Genomic DNA, 17,225 nt, shown 5'->3' with positions numbered 1-17,225 from the left:
TCACTCCAGATCCCGTGGCAGCAGCGCGGCGGGCAGGTTCTGGTAGCACACCGGTCGCAGGAACCGCCGGATCGCCAGCGTACCGACCGAGGTTGCGCCGAAATTGGTGCTGGCCGGGTACGGCCCGCCGTGCACCATTGCGTCGCAAACCTCCACGCCGGTGGGATAGCCATTAACCAAGAGCCGCCCCGCCTTGCGCTCGAGGATCGGCATCAGGCCTTGGGCCATCTCGGTGTCGGCCTCGTCCATCTGCAGCGTGCAGGTCAGCTGGCCCTGCAACGAGCGGGCAACGGCGCGCATTTCCTCGGCATCCGCGACCTGCACGATCAGACCCAGCGGGCCGAAGACCTCATGCCCCAGCGCCTCATTCGCCAGCCAGTCGGCACCGGTGGTCACGAAGAGACAGGGCGTCGCGTTGCGCCGGTCGCAGACCGAGGTCAGCGCCGCCTGCACCCCCGCCGATCCCGCGATCTGGTCGCGGCCCTTGCGATAGGCGTTCGCGATGCCGTCGGTGAGCATGGTCTGCGCGGCGGCCCCGTCCAGTGTGGCCGTCGCCTTGGCGATGAAGGCGTCACTGTCCGCGCCCTTGACGGCCACGATCACGCCGGGGTTGGTGCAGAACTGCCCTGCGCCCAGGGTCAGCGATCCGGTCCAGCCCGCCGCGATCTGCGCGCCGCGCGCGGCCAGCGCGGCGGGGAGCAGGAACATCGGGTTCACGCTGCCCAGTTCGCCAAAGAACGGGATCGGGTTGCGCCGCGCCGCGCACAGATCAAACAGCGCCCGGCCCGCGCCCAGTGAGCCGGTAAAGCCGACTGCGGTGATCAACGGATGCTGCACCAGCGCGACGCCGACCGCGATGCTGCCGCCCTGCACGACCGACACCGTGCCGGGATGCACGCCGCAGCGGGTGATCGCTGCAAGGATCGCCTCGGCGACCAGTTCGGTGGTGGCGGGATGCGCCTCGTGCCCTTTGACGACCACCGGACAGCCCGCGGCAAGGGCCGAGGCGGTGTCGCCCCCGGCAGTCGAGAACGCGAGCGGAAAGTTCGACGCACCGAACACCGCGACCGGACCGACCGGGCGCTCGATCATCCGCAGTTCAGGCCGGGGCGCGGGCTGGCGGTCCGGCAAGGCGGGATCGACGCGCCGGTCAAGGTAGTCGCCCGCGCGGATGTGGCTGGCAAACAGGCGCAACTGGCCGGTGGTGCGTCCACGCTCGCCATCAAGCCGGGCTGCGGGCAGGCCGGTCTCGGCGTTGCTGGTGGCGGTGAGCAGCGCGCCGCGCGCCTCGATTTCCTCAGCTATCGCCTCAAGAAACGCGGCGCGGGTTTCGCGCGAGGTATAACCATAGGACCAGAAGGCATCCTCGGCGGCCTGACAGGCGGCATCAACCAGCGCCGCCGATCCGGCGGAAAAGCGATAGGCCGGGCCGGTGGCCGGGGCCGAGGAGAAGGTCGTTTCTGCCCCCACCCATGCCCCCGCGATCAGGTGTTTGCCGTGCGGTTCAGAGCGCATGTCCATCCCCCTCATTTCCCCCAGCGTAGTGCGATCAGATCCAGCTCACCCGCCAGTTGCAACAACCGTGTGTGCGTACGCTCGGACATCGGCTGCAACGGATGGCGCACCGCATCGCTGCCGATCACCCCGCCCGCCTTCATCACCGTCTTGGCCGCCCGCAACCCGCATTGGCGGTTTTCGTGGTTGATCAGCGGCAGGCACAGCTTCCATTGCGCCAGCGCGCCGTCGATGTCGCCCGAGCGGTAGCGGGTGACGATGGGACGGATCATCTCGGGCTGCAGGGCCGAGGTCATCGTGCCCGTCGCACCTGCATCGAGATCGGCAAGCAGGGTGACGGCCTCCTCGCCATCAAACGGCCCGACGATATCAGCCCCTCCGGCCGCGATCAGCGCCGCCAGTTTGTCGGCGGCAAAAGGCGTTTCCATCTTGAAATAGCTGACATTCTCAATCTCGCGCGCCATGCGGACCAGCAGCGGCACCGACAATGTCACCCCCGACAGCGGCGCGTCCTGCACCATGATCGGGATCGAAATGGCGTCCGACACCGCCGCGAAATGCTCCCAGATCCCCAGCTCTCCCGGCACCAGACCCACGCCATGATAGGGCGGCATCATCATCACCATGCTGGCCCCCATCGCCTGCGCGGCGCGGGCACGCTCGACAACGATGCCGGTGTGGAAATGGCTGATGGTGACGATCACCGGCACCCGCCCGGCGACATGCTCAAGGCTGAGGCGCATCAAAAGGGCGCGCTCGTCATCCGACAACAGGAACTGTTCCGAGTAGTTCGCCAGAATGCAGATCGCATCGACGCCCTGATCGATCATGCAGTCGAGCACGCGGCGCATGCCCTCTTCATCGACCCGACCATCGGCATGGAAGGGCGTCGGCGCGACGGGCAGGATACCTGTTAACGGATGCTTCATGGTTTGGTCCTCTCCTGATCCGACCCCGGGCGGCGGGTCAGCGCGTAGCGCGAAACCTGCGTCCAGCGCGCGCCGGGTCTGAGCGTGATGGGCGGAAAATCGGGTTGGTTGGGGGCATCGGGCCAGGCTTGCGGCTCGATGGCCAGACCGGCGTGCGGGCGGTACGGCTGGCCGGTGTGCGTGCGCAGCGCACCGGTGTTGATGTGCACACCGTCATAGAGCTGCAGGCCGATGGCGTCGGTGGCGATTTCCAGCGTCACGTCGCCATGGCTCAGCCAGCAAACCGGGCGCAGCGCGGGTGTGCCCGACAGGCAGAGGTTATGGTTGAGGGGCGCATCCCCCGCCACCATGACAGCGCGCTGAGAGCGGAAATCGAAGCGGGTTCCGGCGACCGGGGCCTGAATGCCAAGCGGGATCTCGGCAGCATCGGTGGGTAGATAGGTCTCAGCCGTGACCCGCAGGCGATGGTCTGCCAGCCCGTCGGCTGCGCCAAGGGTCCAGTAGGAATGCGGCGCAAAGTTGCAGAACGTCGGCGCGTCGGTCTGCGCCTCCAGCGACAGGGTCAGCGCGCCCTCGGCATCAAGGCTGTAGCGGGCGGTCAGGTCGAGCGTGCCGGGAAAGCCGTCCAGCCCGTCGGGCAGCCGGATCGACAGCGCGCAGCTGGTGGCATCGTGGCCCTCAAACCGCCAGTTCGCCTGCCCCGTCCCGTGCGAGCCGCCGTGCAGCGTGGTGCGCCCGGCCTCGTTGCGGTCCAGCGCCAGCACGCGCCCGTCCAGCACCGCACGCCCCCCGCGATGCGGTTGGCAACGCGCCCGACGACGGCGCCGAAATAGATCATTTCGTCCAGATAGGGCGTGAAATCGGGGCTGCCGAGAACCATGGCCTCGGCCACGCCCGCGATGCGGAAATCCTGCACGCTGGCGCCCCAGCTCATCACCCAGACGGTTGTGCCGCCGTTCTCCAGCCGGACGCGCCAGACCGGGCTGCCATCGGGTGCCGTGCCGAACTGTTGGACGTCGTTTCGCTGCATCAGATCCTCACCACGTGAACGGGGCAGCCGCGACGCGACGCCCCAAAACATGAGCGTCGGCGACCAGCCGCAGGGGCGCAAGATCGACGTTGCTGCCGCCGCGCTGAATAAGCGTGGCGAATTTGGCGTAGAGCCGGGGATATTCGCCGTCCAGCGTCGGGTCTGCGCTGTCCATCCCCTCGACCCCGTCCACCGACAGATGCGCGCCGCCCTTTGTCAGACGCATCTGGCCCGCGTCGGTCTCGGCCTCGATGGTCCACGACTGCACCCCCTCATGGCGCCAATCGAACACCGCACTGACCTTGGCCCCGGCGGGGTGGAAGAACTCCAGCGTCGCGGCAATCGGCGTCTGGCGGTTTTCTGGCACCTCGAGCACCGCCGACGAGACATGGATCGGCACCGGCAGGATCTCGGTCACGATGGACAGCGCGTTGATGCCGGGGTCAAAAACCCCCATCCCGCCGGGTTCCCAGATCCAGTCCTGACCCGGATGCCAACGGCGCACGTCTTCTTTCCACACCACGCGCAGGCTGCGCAGCGCCCGCCCGGCCAGCCAGCTTTTCGCCGCCGCCACGCCTGCCGCTTCGCGCGAATGCCACGTGGCGAACAGCGAAACGCGGTGCGCGCGCGCCAGCGCTTCCAGCGCGTGAACCTCGGCCAGCGTCGCGCCCGGCGGTTTTTCCAGCATCACATGCCGACCGGCAGAAAGCGCTTGGACCGCATAGGCAAAGCGCGGCACCGGCGGCAGGCAAAGCGAGACGACGCGAATATCCGGGCGCTGCGCAAACAGCGTGTCCAGATCCGGGTAGTCCTGCACACCCTCAACCCGCCCCTGACGCGAGACCGTCGCGGCCAGATCCCAATCCGGGCTGGCGGCGATGGCGGGCACATGCGCGTCCCGCGCGATCTTGCCGATGCCGATCAGCGCGATGTCCATCAATGCGAGTCCTTTCCGACCGGAGATCCCCGGCACCCTTTGAGGAAATCCAGATCCGCCCCGGTATCCGCCCCCTCGACATGCGCCTGATGCAGCCACGCATAGCCGCTTTCGGGGCGCTCGTGGTTGGGCCGCCACGCGGCCAGCCGTTCGGCAAGTTCCGCGTCGGAAATATCCAGATGCAGGCTGCGCCCCGGCACATCCAGCGCGATCATATCACCGTCGCGCACCACGGCCAGCGGCCCGCCCGCCGCCGCTTCGGGCGCGGTATGCAGCACCACGGTGCCATAGGCGGTGCCCGACATGCGCGCGTCGGAAATGCGCACCATATCGGTGATGCCCTTTTTCAGCACCTTGGACGGCAGGCCCATATTGCCGACCTCGGACATGCCCGGATACCCCTTTGGTCCGCAATTCTTGAGCACCATCACGCAGGTTTCGTCGATGTCCAGATCGGGGTCTTCGATGCGCGCCTTGTAGTCGTCGATGTCCTCGAACACGACCGCCCGGCCCCGGTGCACCAGCAAATGTTTTGACGCCGCCGACGGCTTCAGCACCGCGCCGCGCGGGGCCAGATTGCCCTTGAGCACCGCGATGCCCCCCTGCGCCGCCAGCGCCTGATCCAGCGGCAGGATCACGTCGTCATTGTGATTGATGACGTCCTTGACCTCGTCCCAGATGCTGGCGCCTGAAACGGTCAGCGCATCCCTGTGCAATTGCCCGCCCTCGGCCAGACGTTTGAGCACCACGGGCAGGCCACCGGCATAAAAGAACTCTTCCATCAGGTACTTGCCCGAGGGCATCAGGTTGACGATCGTCGCCACATCGCGCCCGCAGCGGTCCCAGTCATCCAGCGTCAGGTCGATACCCACCCGGCCCGCGATGGCCAGCAGATGGATCACCGCGTTGGTCGAGCCGCCAATCGCGCCATTGGTGCGGATCGCGTTCTCAAAGGCCTGTTTAGTCAGGATGTCGGACGGCTTCAGGTCATCCTTAACCATCTGCACAATGCGCCGCCCCGACAGTTGCGCCATCACGCGGCGGCGGCTGTCAACGGCCGGGATCGCCGCGTTGCCCGACAGGGCCATGCCCAGCGCCTCGGCCATGCTGGCCATGGTGCTGGCCGTGCCCATCGTGTTGCAGGTGCCCGAGGAACGCGACATCGACGCCTCGGCCTCGACAAATTCCTCTTGCGTCATTTCGCCTGCCTTCACCGCTTCCGAGAATTTCCACAGATGCGTGCCCGATCCGACCCGCTCGCCGCGGAAATACCCGTTCAGCATCGGCCCGCCCGTCACCACGATAGACGGCAGATCGGTCGAGGCCGCCGCCATCAGCAGGCTGGGCGTGGTCTTGTCGCAGCCGACCAGCAGCACCGCGCCGTCAATCGGCTGGCCGCGCATCTGTTCCTCGATGCTGAGGGCGGCCAGATTGCGAAACATCATTGCCGTGGGCCGGAAGGTGTTTTCCGAGGCCGAAAAGACCGGCACCTCGACCGGGAAACCCCCGGCCTCCCACACGCCGGCCTTAACCTTTTCGGCCAACTCGCGCAGATGCCCGTTGCAGGGCGTCAGGTCCGACCAGGTGTTCAGAATGCCGATCACCGGGCGGCCGTCGAACAGGTCGTGCGGGTGGCCCTGGTTCTTCATCCAGCCGCGGTGATAGATCGTGTCGCGTGAGGTGCCGCCGTACCATTCCTGGCTGCGCAGCTTTCTTGGCCATGATGCCGGTTGAAAAGTCATCTTGATCCCCTTGGAAAAGCGGCTGCGCTCAGCTCTGCTTGCCCTTGTTGTAAACATCGAAACAGACAGCGGCGAGCAGGACCAAACCCTTGATAACCTGCTGATAATCAATACCGATGCCCATGATCGACATGCCGTTGTTCATCACCCCCATGATGAAGGCACCGACCACCGCGCCAACAATCTTTCCCACCCCGCCGGACATTGACGCCCCGCCGATGAACACCGCCGCGATCACGTCCAGCTCGACGGCGAAGCCCGCTTTGGGCGTCGCCGAGTTCAGCCGGGCGGCGTAGATCAGACCGGCCAACGCGGCCAGCATCCCCATGTTGACGAAGGCCAGAAAGGTCAGACGCTCGGTCTTGATGCCCGACAGTTTGGCGGCTTTCTGGTTACCGCCCAGCGCATAGATGCGCCGCCCGATCACGGTATTTTCGGTCAGAAAAGCGTAGATCACCGTCAGCACCGCCATCGAGATCAGCACATTGGGCAGGCCCCGGAAGGTGGCAAGCTTGTAGGCCACGAACACCAGCGCTCCGGCCACGATGGTGACGCGGGCGACGAAGAAGGCCGTCGGCTCGGTCTCCATGCCGTATTGCTGCTTGCGGAAACGGGCGCGCAGGCTGAGCCAGACGATGGTGCCCGCCGCGATGATCCCCGCAGAAACGGCGGTGCCATTGGGCGTGGGACGCTCGAACCCGAAGATATCGGGCACAAAACCGGTCGACAGCGCCTGAAAATTGCTCGGGAACGGGCCGACAGACTGGCCTTCGAGCAGCCAGAGCGACAGGCCCCGGAACACCAGCATCCCGGCCAGCGTGACGATGAAGGACGGGATCTTCCAATAGGCGACCCAATAGCCCTGCGCAGCACCGATAAACAGGCCAACGACCAGACAGGCGGGCATGGCGATATAGATCGGCCAGTGCCACTGCACGACCATCACCGCCGCCACCGCGCCGATGAACCCCATGACCGAACCGACCGACAAGTCGATGTTGCCCGACACGATGACCACCAGCATGCCCAGCGCCATCACGATGATATAGCTGTTTTGCAAGAACAAATTGGTGATGTTGATCGGCCGCAACAGCGTGCCGTCGGTGACCACCTGAAAGAACAGCATGATCGCGATCAGCGCGAACAGCAGGCCGTAGTCGCGCACATGGGTCTTCAGGTAATGGCCGAAGTTCTTTTGCACCCGCACGGTGCCGGTGTCAGCCGATTGCATGGCTGTTCTCCTGTGTGTTCACGATGAGCGACATGATGCGCTCCTGGCTGGCCTCGGCGGCGGACAACTCGCCGACCAGCGCGCCCTCATTCATGACGTAGATCCGGTCGCACATGCCCAGCAGCTCGGGCATCTCGGACGAGATCATCACCACCCCTTTACCGTCGCGGCTCAGGTCGTTGATAATTCCATAAATCTCGAATTTGGCACCGACATCGATGCCGCGCGTCGGCTCGTCGAGGATCAGCACCTCAGGCCCGGCGAACAGCCATTTTGACAGCACGACCTTTTGCTGGTTGCCGCCCGACAGGTTCACCACATGCTGAAACACGCTGGGTGTGCGGATGTTCATTGCCGCCCGGTAGCCTTCGGCGACGCGGGTTTCCTCGGCCATGTTCAGCACTCCGGCGCTGGACACGGCGGGCAGATTGGCCAGGGTGATGTTGCGCTCGATGGTCTCATCCAGCACCAGCCCCAGGCTTTTGCGGTCCTCGGTCACATAGGCCAGCCCTGCGGCAATCGCGCCCGTCACGGTCGAGACATTGACCGGCTGGCCATGCAGCCGCACCTCGCCCGAGATGTTGCGACCGTAGGACCGGCCAAAGAGGCTCATCGCCAGTTCGGTACGGCCCGAGCCCATCAGCCCCGCGATCCCCACCACTTCGCCGGCGCGGACGGTGAAGCTTATGTTGCGGATCACCTGACGGTCGGCATGCTCGGGGTGCCAGACGTTCCAGTTCTTCACCTCAAGCAGCATCTCGCCCGCGCGCGGCTCTCGTTCGGGGTAGCGGTTGGCCATGTCGCGACCGACCATGTCGCGCACGATCTGGGCTTCGCTGACCGCCTGCGCGGTGGCGTCCAGTGTCGAGACCGTCGAGCCGTCGCGGATCACGGTGATCGTATCGGCCACCCGGCGGATTTCGTTCAGCTTGTGGCTGATGATGATCTGGGTGACGCCCTGCGCCTTCAGCTCCAGCATCAGGTCCAGCAGCGCTTGACTGTCGGATTCACTGAGCGCGGCGGTCGGTTCGTCGAGGATCAGCAGCCGGACCTCTTTCGACAGCGCCTTGGCGATTTCGACCAGTTGCTGCTTTCCCACGCCCAGCCTGTCCACCAGCGTGGTCGGCGGTTCGGTCAGCCCGACTTTCCTGAGCAGCGCCTCGGTGCGCTTGTTGGTCTCGTGCCAGTTGATGACCCCGCCGCGCGCCAGCTCGTTGCCCAGATACAGATTCTCGGCAATCGACAAGAGCGGCACCAGCGCCAGTTCCTGGTGAATGATGATGATCCCACGCGCCTCGCTGTCCGCCGTCGAGCGAAACTGCGCCAGCGCGCCGTCATAGTGGATCTCGCCGTCATAGCTGCCTGCGGGATAGACCCCCGACAGCACCTTCATCAGCGTGGATTTCCCGGCGCCGTTTTCGCCGACCAGCGCGTGAATTTCCCCCTGCCGCACCGACAGGGTCACCCTGTCCAGCGCCTTGACGCCCGGAAACGTCTTGGTGATCGACCGCATCTCAAGCAGCGCAGGCATGCTCGTCCTCCATGGATGCACCGGGTCCGCCCGCATCCGGTGACACGGACGGACCCTTGGGCCAAAGCCTTGCTTTTGCGTCAGTTCAGCTGTTCGGCGGTGTAGTAGCCCGAGCCCAGCAGCACCCCTTCCCAGTTCGACGCATCGACTGACACCGGCGAAAGCAGGTACGAGGGCACCACCAGCACGCCGTTGTCATAGGTCGAGGTATCGTTGATCTCGGGCTCGGTGCCGTTGATCAGCGCTTCGACCATGCCGACGGTCACGCGGGCCAGTTCGCGGGTGTCCTTGAAGACGGTCGAATACTGCTCACCGGCGATGATCGACTTGACCGAAGGGATTTCGGCGTCCTGCCCCGAGACGATCGGCATCGGCAGATCGCCCGAGCCGTACCCCACACCGCGCAGCGACGACAGGATACCGATGGACAGCCCGTCATAGGGGCTGAGCACGCCATGCACCTGATTTTCGGTGTAATACGCCGACAGGATATTATCCATCCGCGACTGCGCCACGGCACCATCCCAGCGCAGCGTGCCGACGGTTTCCATGCCTTGCTGACCGGACGCAACTGTGATCGTGCCCGCGTCGATCAGCGGTTGCAGCACCGACATGGCGCCGTTGTAGAAGAAATAGGCGTTGTTGTCGTCCGGCGAACCGCCGAAAAGTTCGACGTTATAGGGGCCGTCGCCAAAGCGCTCATTCAGGCCCTCGACCAGCGAAGTGGCCTGCAGCACACCGACCTGAAAGTTGTCGAAGGTCGCGTAATAGTCCACATGCCCGCTGTCGCGGATCAGGCGGTCATAGGCGATGACATGGATGCCCGACGCCGCGGCGTTTTCCAGCGCGTTGGACAGGGTGGTGCCGTCGATGGCGGCGATCACCAGCACATCCACGCCGCGCGTGATCATGTTCTCGATCTGCGCCAGCTGGTTGGGAATGTCATCTTCGGCATATTGCAGATCGGTGTCATAGCCGGCGGCCTCGAACAGCGCGACCATCGAACGTCCGTCCGATATCCAGCGAGACGATGATTGGGTCGGCATGGCGATGCCGATGGTGGTGGCATAGGCGCCGCTTGTCAGCACAAGCGACGTCGCCACCGACGCCAGAAGCGCGGTGAATTTCATGTTTTCCTCCCCAAAGGCGCGCCCGCAGCAAAAAGCGTGGCGGGACGCGAACTCCGTTTCCCCGGGTCTTGTGACCCCGAGATTGTGATAGCTTCCGGTTGTATGTGTGTAAAATTTGATTATTGCTCATCTGCATATCATTTATGATATGCTCTGCCGCATGACCCTTGCCCATCGCCTGAAACCCGCGCATCTGCGGCTGATCCTGAAGATCGCCGAAACCGGCAAATTGCAGACGGCCGCCACCAGTCTGGCGATGTCGCAGCCCGCCGCCTCGCGCATGCTGTCCGAGATCGAAACCCTTGCCGAAGCGGAATTGTTCGAGCGTCACGCCAAAGGCATGACCCCCACCCTGGCCGGTGCCGCCTTTGTCCGCCACGCGCGGGTGATCGTGCAGGGCTTTGACCGCCTTGACCTTGAGGTGTCAGACCTGAAAAGCGGGCGTGGCGGGATGGTGCGCATCGGCTCGGTGACCGGGCCGGTTGCGGGTTCGCTGGTGCCCGCGATCCGTCAGGTGAAAACCCGGGCGCCGACCATCGAGATCACCATCGAGGTCGCGCCCTCGGTCTCGCTGGTGCGCGGGCTGGTCGAGGGGAATTTCGACTTCATCATCGCCCGCCTGCCCCCCGATGCCGACAGCCGTGATTTCCGCGTCTACCCGGCCCGCGACGAGGTGGTTACCCTGATGGTGCGGCAAGATCACCCGATGGCGGGCCGCCAGAACGTCAGCCTGAGCGACTTGACCGGCTATGAATGGGTGATCCAGGAACGCGGTTCGCCCATCCGCCGCGCCGTGGACGGGGCGTTCCACGCCAACCGGCTGGCGATGCCGTCGCATATCACCAACAGCTCGTCCTTGCTGGTGGCGCTGGCGATTCTGGAGAAATCCGACGCCATCTCGCCGCAGTCCCGCGAGGTTGCGCAGTTGCTCACCCGCGATGGGCTGAACGCCCGGCTGAGCATGCTGGATATCGATCAGGATATCTTTGTCGCGCCCTTCTTCCTGATCCAGCTTGAGGGTCGCAAACTGTCACGGATCGCTGAAATCGTGCTGGAAACGCTGCTGCGCGAAATATGACCGGCTGGCGCGAAACGGGCAAACGGGTTTCGCGTGGCGATTGTGTCGCCACACCCCAAGCGCAGCCTTGACAGCTGTTTTCTATCAGTTTTATCTTTCGCCGTCTTCAGTTGCACACAACGGCTGACCCATAAGGACCGCTTGGCCCGCCTGGGTATGTTGGCCGTCGATTAACCCGTAACGGCTTTTACTCTTCCGTTGCCTGAAAAGGAGAAAGCCGTGCGCCTTTCGGAAAGCGACACCGCCGCGCTGCAAGTGCCCGCCACGCGCAGGCTGGTCCCGCTTCAGTCGTTTCAGAATGTCCTCGCCGGCCCCTCGCCCAACCGCATGACACCCGGTGTCCATTGGCCCGATTTCGAGAACCAGACCCATGCGCGCCTGTGGCGTGGCAATCGGCGTGTGTGTACCCTGCCCGAGATCCAGCATGACGGCAGCACGCGGATCACCGAGCCGGGCCTGTTTGTGTCGATGTATGACAATCACTTTGGCCACATGGTCGCCGAAACCATCCCCCGCATCCCGCAATCGCTGGCGGAAGCCCCGGATCTGCCCTTGTATTTCAGCGCGCGCGCGGGGTTTGGACTGGCCAATCTCAGCCCGATGTTTCGCAGTGTTCTGGGCTGGCTGAACGTCCCTCTGGACCAACTCCGGTTCATTGGCCGCCCTACCGAATTTCGCGACCTGACCATCGCGATGCAGGCCGAACACCTCGACGGTCCGCCCACCGCCGAAGGCTACCTGCCTTTGCTCGAGGCGCGCATTGCCGGACAACTCGACATGCCGCGTCCCGAAGGGATCACTTTTGTCAGCCGCGCGGCGCTTGCACCGGAAAAGGGTCGTCACGCCGGAGAGCGCTATCTGGCCGATTGCCTCGACGGTCTTGGGGTGCGTGTCGTCTATCCCGAGAACCTGACCCTGCACGAGCAGATGAAGGCCTATGCTTCGGCGAAATACCTCGTGTTTTCCGAAGGTTCGGCAATCCATGGCCGCCAGCTGCTGGGGCGGATCGATCACCATATCTCGATCCTGCGTCGTCGCCTGCGCAGCACCATCGCACAGCACCAGATGGCCCCGCGCGGCGCGTCGCTCACCTATGTCGGCTGCTTTGGCGGCTCTCTGGTGACGACCGACGAGGACGGGCGAAAAATCGATCATTCGATGATATCGTTCTATGCCGTCGCGCCGATGATTGAGCATTTCGAAAGCCTCGGCGTGCCACTTAGAAGGGTTTGGGACTGGGCGGCGTACAACCGCGCGCGTGATGCCGATGTCATGGCCTGGGTCGGGGCGATGTACGACCCGAAGGTCTATAGCTGGCTCAAGCCTCACAACACCGACGCCTACCTCCTCGACCAGTTGGAACCGCTGGGGCTGGGTCATCTGCGCACACCGATCCACGCGCTGATCCGCCTGATGCGCCCCGAGGGCGCCGCGGCTTCGACCCCCGCGACAAAGGCGCAGCCCGCTGTCGCACCGAGGGCAACCGACTTTGCCCTTCGCGGAGAGACCGGCGTCGACATCTTCACCCGGCTGGAAGACGTGGGCGCAAATCGCCCGCGCTATCTGTGCCTTGCGACGGTTGTCGACCTCGGCGGCATCGCCAGCGTGCAGATGCACGAACCGACGCAGGGGCGCGATGCCCGCGATCTGGCCCGTCTGGCCAGAGCCTTTGCGCAGGACGCGGCGCTGAGCCAAAGCTTTTCACTGACCGACGCCTCTGCCTGGCCCCGCGCCGGGCACGGCGAAAGCGCGAACAGCCTGTTGCAACACGCGGCGTTCTTTCTGGCGTGGCAAGAAGCGGACGCCGCCTCACAGCATTTCATGGGGCAACTCGACAGGGTGATTGCAAGCCTGTCGAACCATCCGGGTGCCCTGTCTGCCCCCGTGGCGTTGCTCTATAATTTCAACCGGATAAGCGTGGGCGTACAGGTCGCGCGCCGGGTCACGGCGGTGCTGTCGCAATGGATCGCGATGCAGCAATGGCCCGCCGGTACGCGTGACAGCACCGGTCACGCGCTGCGCCTGCTGGGCGATTTGTGCACACGCGGCGCCGTGCCTGAACTGGCGCTGTCGTGCTACGAGATTGCGCTGCACGCGGGCGACAACGGGTTCCGCCGCCGCAAGGCGTATGAGGCCGCGCGTGCCTTGGGGGACAGGGGCAAGATGGAGCTGCACCTTGCCGCGCTCAAGCGGTTCGAGGCCTGACGCCTCAGCCGCCTGCCCGTGCGCGGGCTTGGCGGGCCTGTTCGGGCAAACCGACCTGCTCGTAAACCTGCGCCAGCAACCGGTTGAGCGGGATGCCGTCGGGGTCATAGGTGCGGCGCATTTCCAACACCTGCTGCGCGGTTGACGCCTCGCCTGCCTTGATCAGCGCATCAAGGTGGATCTGGTCGAAGAAATCCCGCTGCGCATGCGAGCCGCCGATCTCCTGCAGACGCGGCAAGGCCCGCCCCAGCGCGCGCGCCGCCGTGGCGGCATCACCCGCCGCATGGGCGATGATGCCCGTCGCTGCCGGCAGCGCCACATCCGCCCAGGCCGCCTGATCATGGGCCGTTGTGGCGGCGCGGGTGCGGATGGCGTCCATCAGCGTTTCAGCCTCGGGCCGACCCGCGCGGGCCAGCGCGTAGAGGTACTGCAACGTCAGGAACGGGGAAACCGTGTCCGCCCCGCGCGCCGCGATCCGGTCCGCGACATCGGCCCAACGATCCCCGACGTCGATCCCGGCAAATTCCATCCGCGCCAGCAACGAGGCCGCGCCGATCTGGTCCTGCGAGTAGTCTTTCTCACACGCCCAGACATGCGCGTCATAGGTCGCCAGAACATCCGCCTGCCGGTCGCGGCTGATGTAGAACAGCGCCAGATGCCACCAGTTATGCGTATGCATGAAGGAATTGAGGCCCTGCCACGTCGGCGCGACCTCTTCCAGAAACGCGATCCCTTCATCCACCCGTGCCTGCGTCAGCATCACATGCGCCAGCGCGTGATGCGCCCACGGGTCTGTCGGCTCGATGGCAATGGCGCGGCGGGCCGAGGCCTCGGCGTCGGCCATCAGGTGACATTGCTCATAGCCAAAGGCGATCATGCCGTGGACATAGGGCATTGCGGCGCAGGCGGGCAGCGCATGCAGGGCCATGCGCAGCATGCCCGAGGCATCGCCCAGATTGAAAAGGTGGTACTGCCCCAGCTTGATGATCGCCAGATCGGTCGGATATTCCCGCGCGATAGCCTCGCACCGGCGGATGGTTTCGGGAATGTCGCCCGCAACCCACGCCGCCAGCACCTGCGCATTGGCCTTTTCGCGCGGCGTTCCCGCCGCTTTCAGCGCGCGCTCCAGATAGGGCGCGGCAAGCGCCGGAGCCGCCGGCGATTCAAGAAACATCCACAGAAAGCCGGTATAGGTGTTGCCCAGGCAACTGCCCGGATGATCCTCGATCAGGCCCATGAGGGTCACGGCCTGCGTCTGATAGGCCAGAACGCCGTGCAGAAAATCGTTGATCGCGGCGACAAGATCGGGCGCGGTATCGGTGATCTCGTTGCCAAGCTGGTCGCGGGTCATTGCCGGCCCTCCGTCAGAAACGGGAGCAGCGCCGCAAGCGTCGCGGCGGGGGCGTCCCAGTGGATTGAGTGCCCGGCCTCGGGGATCGTGGTGATGGTCAGATCGGCAATCGGGGCCAAGGCCGCACGCGCCGACGCCTCAAGGATCAGCAGGTCGCTGCCCGCCAGCACCGAGAGCGTCGGGCAGCGCACCAGCGCGGGCAGTCCGCTGGCGTCGGTCTCGTGCAACGCGGCAACCTGCGCGGCCATGGCGGCGGCGGATTGCGCGTGCGGATAGGCCAGCGACTGCGCGATGGCGGCGTCAAGTTGGCCGGGGACATCAAAGAACCGGGGGTGAAACAGCCACGGCAGGAAGGCCCGCAGCCAGAGGTCAGGCGCCTGCCCCTCGGCCCGCAGGCGCAGCATCAGGTCAAACAGTGCGACGTTGCGCCCGCCCCTGACCGGCGCGCTGGCCAGCAGGCCCAGGCGTGCGACCGTTTCAGGAGCCGTTGCCGCCATCCGCAGCGCGATCATCCCGCCCAGCGAGTGACCGACCACCGCCACCGGGCCAAGCTCCAGATGCGCGGCCAGCGCCAGCGCGTCATCCGCCCAATGCTCCAGCGACAGCGGCGCGTCCTGCGGCGTGGTGCGCCCGGTGCTGCGGTTGTCGGGGCGGATGACGGTGAAATGCGCGGTCAGCGGCGCGACCAGCGGTCCCCAGCTGGCGCTGTCACTGGCGGTCCCGGCGATCAGCATCAGGGGCGGACCCTTTCCGTCGATCTCATAATGCAGGGTGACGTCGGAAAGCGCGAGCGTAGGCATCAGGACCTCCGATAGCAGGGAAGCAGATCGCCCGGAGCGGGTGTCGCCTCATACACCGCGCGGGCGATGGCGCGGCTCAGGCACAGGGCGGCGGCGTGGCCGATGTCGGCCAGTTCGAAGTCATTGGGCATGGTGCCGGTGCCCGTGGACAGCGCAAAGACCAGATCACCGTCGCCGGGGGTATGCGCGGGGACGATGGCGCGGGCGATACCGTCATGCGCGGCGGTGCTCAACCGGTGGCATTGCGCCTTGGTCAGCGCGCGGTCGGTGGCGACGATGGCGATGGTGGTGTTCGTCAGCGGTGGCGCGGCCATGGTGCCGAAAAGCGCGTCTTTCTTGGCCGAGACCAGCGGACCGCAATAGCCACCCTTGGGATCAGGCCCCGCACCGCCAAACTCGCCGTCCAGCTCGAACGGAGCGGCCCAGAAGTGCTGCTCGCCCGGCGTGGTGACGCTGCCGACCGGGTTCACCGCGACCAGCGCGCCGACCGTGGTGCCGTCTTCCAGCACCAGCGATGCCGAGCCGAGGCCCCCCTTCTGCATCGCCGCCAGCGCCCCCGTTCCGGCACCGGCTGTCCCCAGCGCGAACTCCGGCGTAGCCGCCATCAGCGCCGCGCGGCCCAGAGCACGGTAGGGGTTCTCGTCCCAGTCCTTGTCGCCGCCGTTGAGCAGATCGAACAGGATCGCGCCGGGCACCAGCGGGATCACCGCCCGGCCGACCTGCACGCCACGCCCGGCAGCGCGCAGCCCGTCCATCACGCCCGAGCAGGCATCAAGCCCAAACGCCGAGCCGCCTGACAGCACCAGCGCATCCACGGCGACGGCGGATTTGTCGGGGGCCAGCAGATCCGTCTCGCGCGTGCCGGGCGCGCCGCCCATGACATGCACCCCGGCCACAAAGGGCGCGTCGCCGGTCAGCACCGTGACGCCCGATTTCAGCCCCGCATCCTGCGCATTGCCAACCCGCAGACCCGCCACATCGGTGATCAGGTTGCGCGGTCCGGGCTTATATGCAGCGGCCACCGTCGACCTCCATCGCCACCCCGGTGATCATCGACGCCTCGTCCGAGCACAGGAAACACGCGGCGTTGCCCATGTCCTCGGCGGTCGAGAACCGGCCCAGCGGGATGGTGGACAGGAATTTCGCCCGGATTTCCGGCGTGTCCTGCCCCATGAAGGACTTGAGCAGCGGGGTCTCACCGGCCACCGGGTTCAGCGCATTGACCCGCACGCCGAAGGGCGCCAGCTCTACCGCCAGCGAGCGCGTGGCGGTGATCACCCAGCCTTTGGACGCGTTGTACCAGCTCAGGTTCGGGCGCGGCGAGACGCCAGCGGTCGAGGCAATGTTCAGGATATTGCCCGAACGCCGCTCTTTGAACCCCGGCACAAAGGCCTGCGTCATCAGGTAGATGGCCTTCATGTTGACCGCGAAAATGCGGTCAAAGTCAGCCTCGCTCACGGTATCGGTCGGCATCGGCAGATGCGTGACGCCTGCGTTGTTCACCACGATATCCACCGGCCCGATCGCCAGCGCCGCATCGCGCATCGCTTCGACACTGGCGCGGTCGGCGACGTTGCAGGTCTGTGCCGTGCCGCCGATCTCTTTCGCCACCTCTGCCGCCGCGTCGCCGTTGATGTCGGCGACGATGACACGCGCGCCCTCAGCCGCGAACTTGCGCGCGATCCCGGCCCCAAAGCCCGAGCCTGCGCCGGTCACGATCGCGATTTTGCCCTGAAGTCTCATCTT

The 17,225-nt window shown here is 65.6% G+C and carries 14 protein-coding genes and 1 pseudogene; 2 read left to right on the top strand and 13 right to left on the bottom strand.

Annotated features, from left to right (window positions below; all coding sequences use genetic code 11):
* The 9 genes and pseudogenes from OKW52_RS09670 to chvE form a co-directional block, all read right to left on the bottom strand.
* On the bottom strand, positions 1-1,515 hold the full coding sequence (locus OKW52_RS09670) for an aldehyde dehydrogenase (NADP(+)) (RefSeq protein WP_264505510.1): 1,515 nt from the start codon (positions 1,513-1,515) through the stop codon (positions 1-3).
* Positions 1,516-1,526: 11 nt separating this feature from the next.
* Complete coding sequence (locus OKW52_RS09665; RefSeq protein ID WP_264505509.1) at positions 1,527-2,444, bottom strand: dihydrodipicolinate synthase family protein; 918 nt, start codon at positions 2,442-2,444, stop codon at positions 1,527-1,529.
* Positions 2,441-3,223 (bottom strand): aldose epimerase family protein, encoded by a 783-nt coding sequence (locus tag OKW52_RS09660; protein WP_264505508.1) that lies wholly within the window; start codon positions 3,221-3,223, stop codon positions 2,441-2,443. Before OKW52_RS09660 ends, OKW52_RS09665 begins: the two co-directional genes overlap by 4 nt.
* Before the next feature lie 80 nt (positions 3,224-3,303).
* A pseudogene (locus OKW52_RS09655) lies at positions 3,304-3,378 on the bottom strand (hypothetical protein); the annotation flags it as partial.
* Positions 3,379-3,481: 103 nt separating this feature from the next.
* The gene (locus OKW52_RS09650; RefSeq protein WP_264505507.1) at positions 3,482-4,411 is read right to left on the bottom strand and encodes a Gfo/Idh/MocA family protein; all 930 of its coding nucleotides are present in this window, start codon (positions 4,409-4,411) and stop codon (positions 3,482-3,484) included.
* Positions 4,411-6,153 carry an L-arabinonate dehydratase gene (gene araD / locus OKW52_RS09645; protein ID WP_264505506.1) on the bottom strand — a complete coding sequence of 581 codons (1,743 nt, stop codon included), beginning with the start codon at positions 6,151-6,153 and terminating at the stop codon, positions 4,411-4,413. The genes OKW52_RS09650 and araD overlap by 1 nt, the downstream gene beginning before the upstream one ends.
* A gap of 28 nt (positions 6,154-6,181) precedes the next feature.
* The gene (gene mmsB / locus OKW52_RS09640) at positions 6,182-7,384 is read right to left on the bottom strand and encodes a multiple monosaccharide ABC transporter permease (RefSeq protein ID WP_264505505.1); all 1,203 of its coding nucleotides are present in this window, start codon (positions 7,382-7,384) and stop codon (positions 6,182-6,184) included.
* Positions 7,371-8,915, bottom strand: a complete 1,545-nt coding sequence (mmsA, locus tag OKW52_RS09635) for a multiple monosaccharide ABC transporter ATP-binding protein (protein WP_264505504.1) — start codon at positions 8,913-8,915, stop codon at positions 7,371-7,373. Before mmsA ends, mmsB begins: the two co-directional genes overlap by 14 nt.
* A gap of 80 nt (positions 8,916-8,995) precedes the next feature.
* Positions 8,996-10,045 carry a multiple monosaccharide ABC transporter substrate-binding protein gene (chvE, locus tag OKW52_RS09630; RefSeq protein WP_264505503.1) on the bottom strand — a complete coding sequence of 350 codons (1,050 nt, stop codon included), beginning with the start codon at positions 10,043-10,045 and terminating at the stop codon, positions 8,996-8,998.
* A 160-nt stretch (positions 10,046-10,205) separates the two neighbouring features.
* On the opposite strand from chvE, the gene OKW52_RS09625 reads away from it, so the two are divergent.
* Entirely contained in the window at positions 10,206-11,123 is a 918-nt protein-coding gene (locus OKW52_RS09625; RefSeq protein WP_264505502.1) for a LysR family transcriptional regulator, read from the top strand.
* A 219-nt stretch (positions 11,124-11,342) separates the two neighbouring features.
* Positions 11,343-13,328 (top strand): glycosyltransferase 61 family protein, encoded by a 1,986-nt coding sequence (locus tag OKW52_RS09620; protein WP_264505501.1) that lies wholly within the window; start codon positions 11,343-11,345, stop codon positions 13,326-13,328.
* A gap of 4 nt (positions 13,329-13,332) precedes the next feature.
* Here OKW52_RS09620 and OKW52_RS09615 read toward each other — a convergent pair whose 3' ends face one another.
* The 4 genes from OKW52_RS09615 to OKW52_RS09600 are packed head-to-tail and all read right to left on the bottom strand — an operon-like array spanning position 13,333 to position 17,222.
* On the bottom strand, positions 13,333-14,679 hold the full coding sequence (locus tag OKW52_RS09615; protein WP_264505500.1) for a tetratricopeptide repeat protein: 1,347 nt from the start codon (positions 14,677-14,679) through the stop codon (positions 13,333-13,335).
* Positions 14,676-15,479 carry an alpha/beta fold hydrolase gene (locus tag OKW52_RS09610; RefSeq protein WP_264505499.1) on the bottom strand — a complete coding sequence of 268 codons (804 nt, stop codon included), beginning with the start codon at positions 15,477-15,479 and terminating at the stop codon, positions 14,676-14,678. The genes OKW52_RS09615 and OKW52_RS09610 overlap by 4 nt, the downstream gene beginning before the upstream one ends.
* On the bottom strand, positions 15,479-16,501 hold the full coding sequence (locus OKW52_RS09605) for a P1 family peptidase (protein ID WP_264505498.1): 1,023 nt from the start codon (positions 16,499-16,501) through the stop codon (positions 15,479-15,481). Before OKW52_RS09605 ends, OKW52_RS09610 begins: the two co-directional genes overlap by 1 nt.
* Positions 16,485-17,222: an SDR family oxidoreductase gene (locus tag OKW52_RS09600; protein WP_264505497.1), complete on the bottom strand. Its 738-nt coding sequence runs from the start codon at positions 17,220-17,222 to the stop codon at positions 16,485-16,487. The genes OKW52_RS09605 and OKW52_RS09600 overlap by 17 nt, the downstream gene beginning before the upstream one ends.
* Between the last annotated feature and the right edge of the window lie 3 nt (positions 17,223-17,225).

The organism is Pararhodobacter zhoushanensis (genome assembly GCF_025949695.1).
GTDB lineage: Bacteria > Pseudomonadota > Alphaproteobacteria > Rhodobacterales > Rhodobacteraceae > Pararhodobacter > Pararhodobacter zhoushanensis_A.
Note: the sequence above shows the minus strand (reverse complement) of the source record. Positions and strands in the feature narration are given on the sequence as shown.

Bases quoted from the DNA above. Each gene is read 5' to 3' on its own strand.
- OKW52_RS09670 (WP_264505510.1), bottom strand. From the start codon at position 1,515: ATGCGCTCTGAACCGCACGGCAAACACCTGATCGCGGGGGCATGGGTG.
- OKW52_RS09665 (WP_264505509.1), bottom strand. From the start codon at position 2,444: ATGAAGCATCCGTTAACAGGTATCCTGCCCGTCGCGCCGACGCCCTTC.
- OKW52_RS09650 (WP_264505507.1), bottom strand. From the start codon at position 4,411: ATGGACATCGCGCTGATCGGCATCGGCAAGATCGCGCGGGACGCGCAT.
- araD (WP_264505506.1), bottom strand. From the start codon at position 6,153: ATGACTTTTCAACCGGCATCATGGCCAAGAAAGCTGCGCAGCCAGGAA.
- mmsB (WP_264505505.1), bottom strand. From the start codon at position 7,384: ATGCAATCGGCTGACACCGGCACCGTGCGGGTGCAAAAGAACTTCGGC.
- mmsA (WP_264505504.1), bottom strand. From the start codon at position 8,915: ATGCCTGCGCTGCTTGAGATGCGGTCGATCACCAAGACGTTTCCGGGC.
- chvE (WP_264505503.1), bottom strand. From the start codon at position 10,045: ATGAAATTCACCGCGCTTCTGGCGTCGGTGGCGACGTCGCTTGTGCTG.
- OKW52_RS09625 (WP_264505502.1), top strand. From the start codon at position 10,206: ATGACCCTTGCCCATCGCCTGAAACCCGCGCATCTGCGGCTGATCCTG.
- OKW52_RS09615 (WP_264505500.1), bottom strand. From the start codon at position 14,679: ATGACCCGCGACCAGCTTGGCAACGAGATCACCGATACCGCGCCCGAT.
- OKW52_RS09610 (WP_264505499.1), bottom strand. From the start codon at position 15,479: ATGCCTACGCTCGCGCTTTCCGACGTCACCCTGCATTATGAGATCGAC.
- OKW52_RS09600 (WP_264505497.1), bottom strand. From the start codon at position 17,222: ATGAGACTTCAGGGCAAAATCGCGATCGTGACCGGCGCAGGCTCGGGC.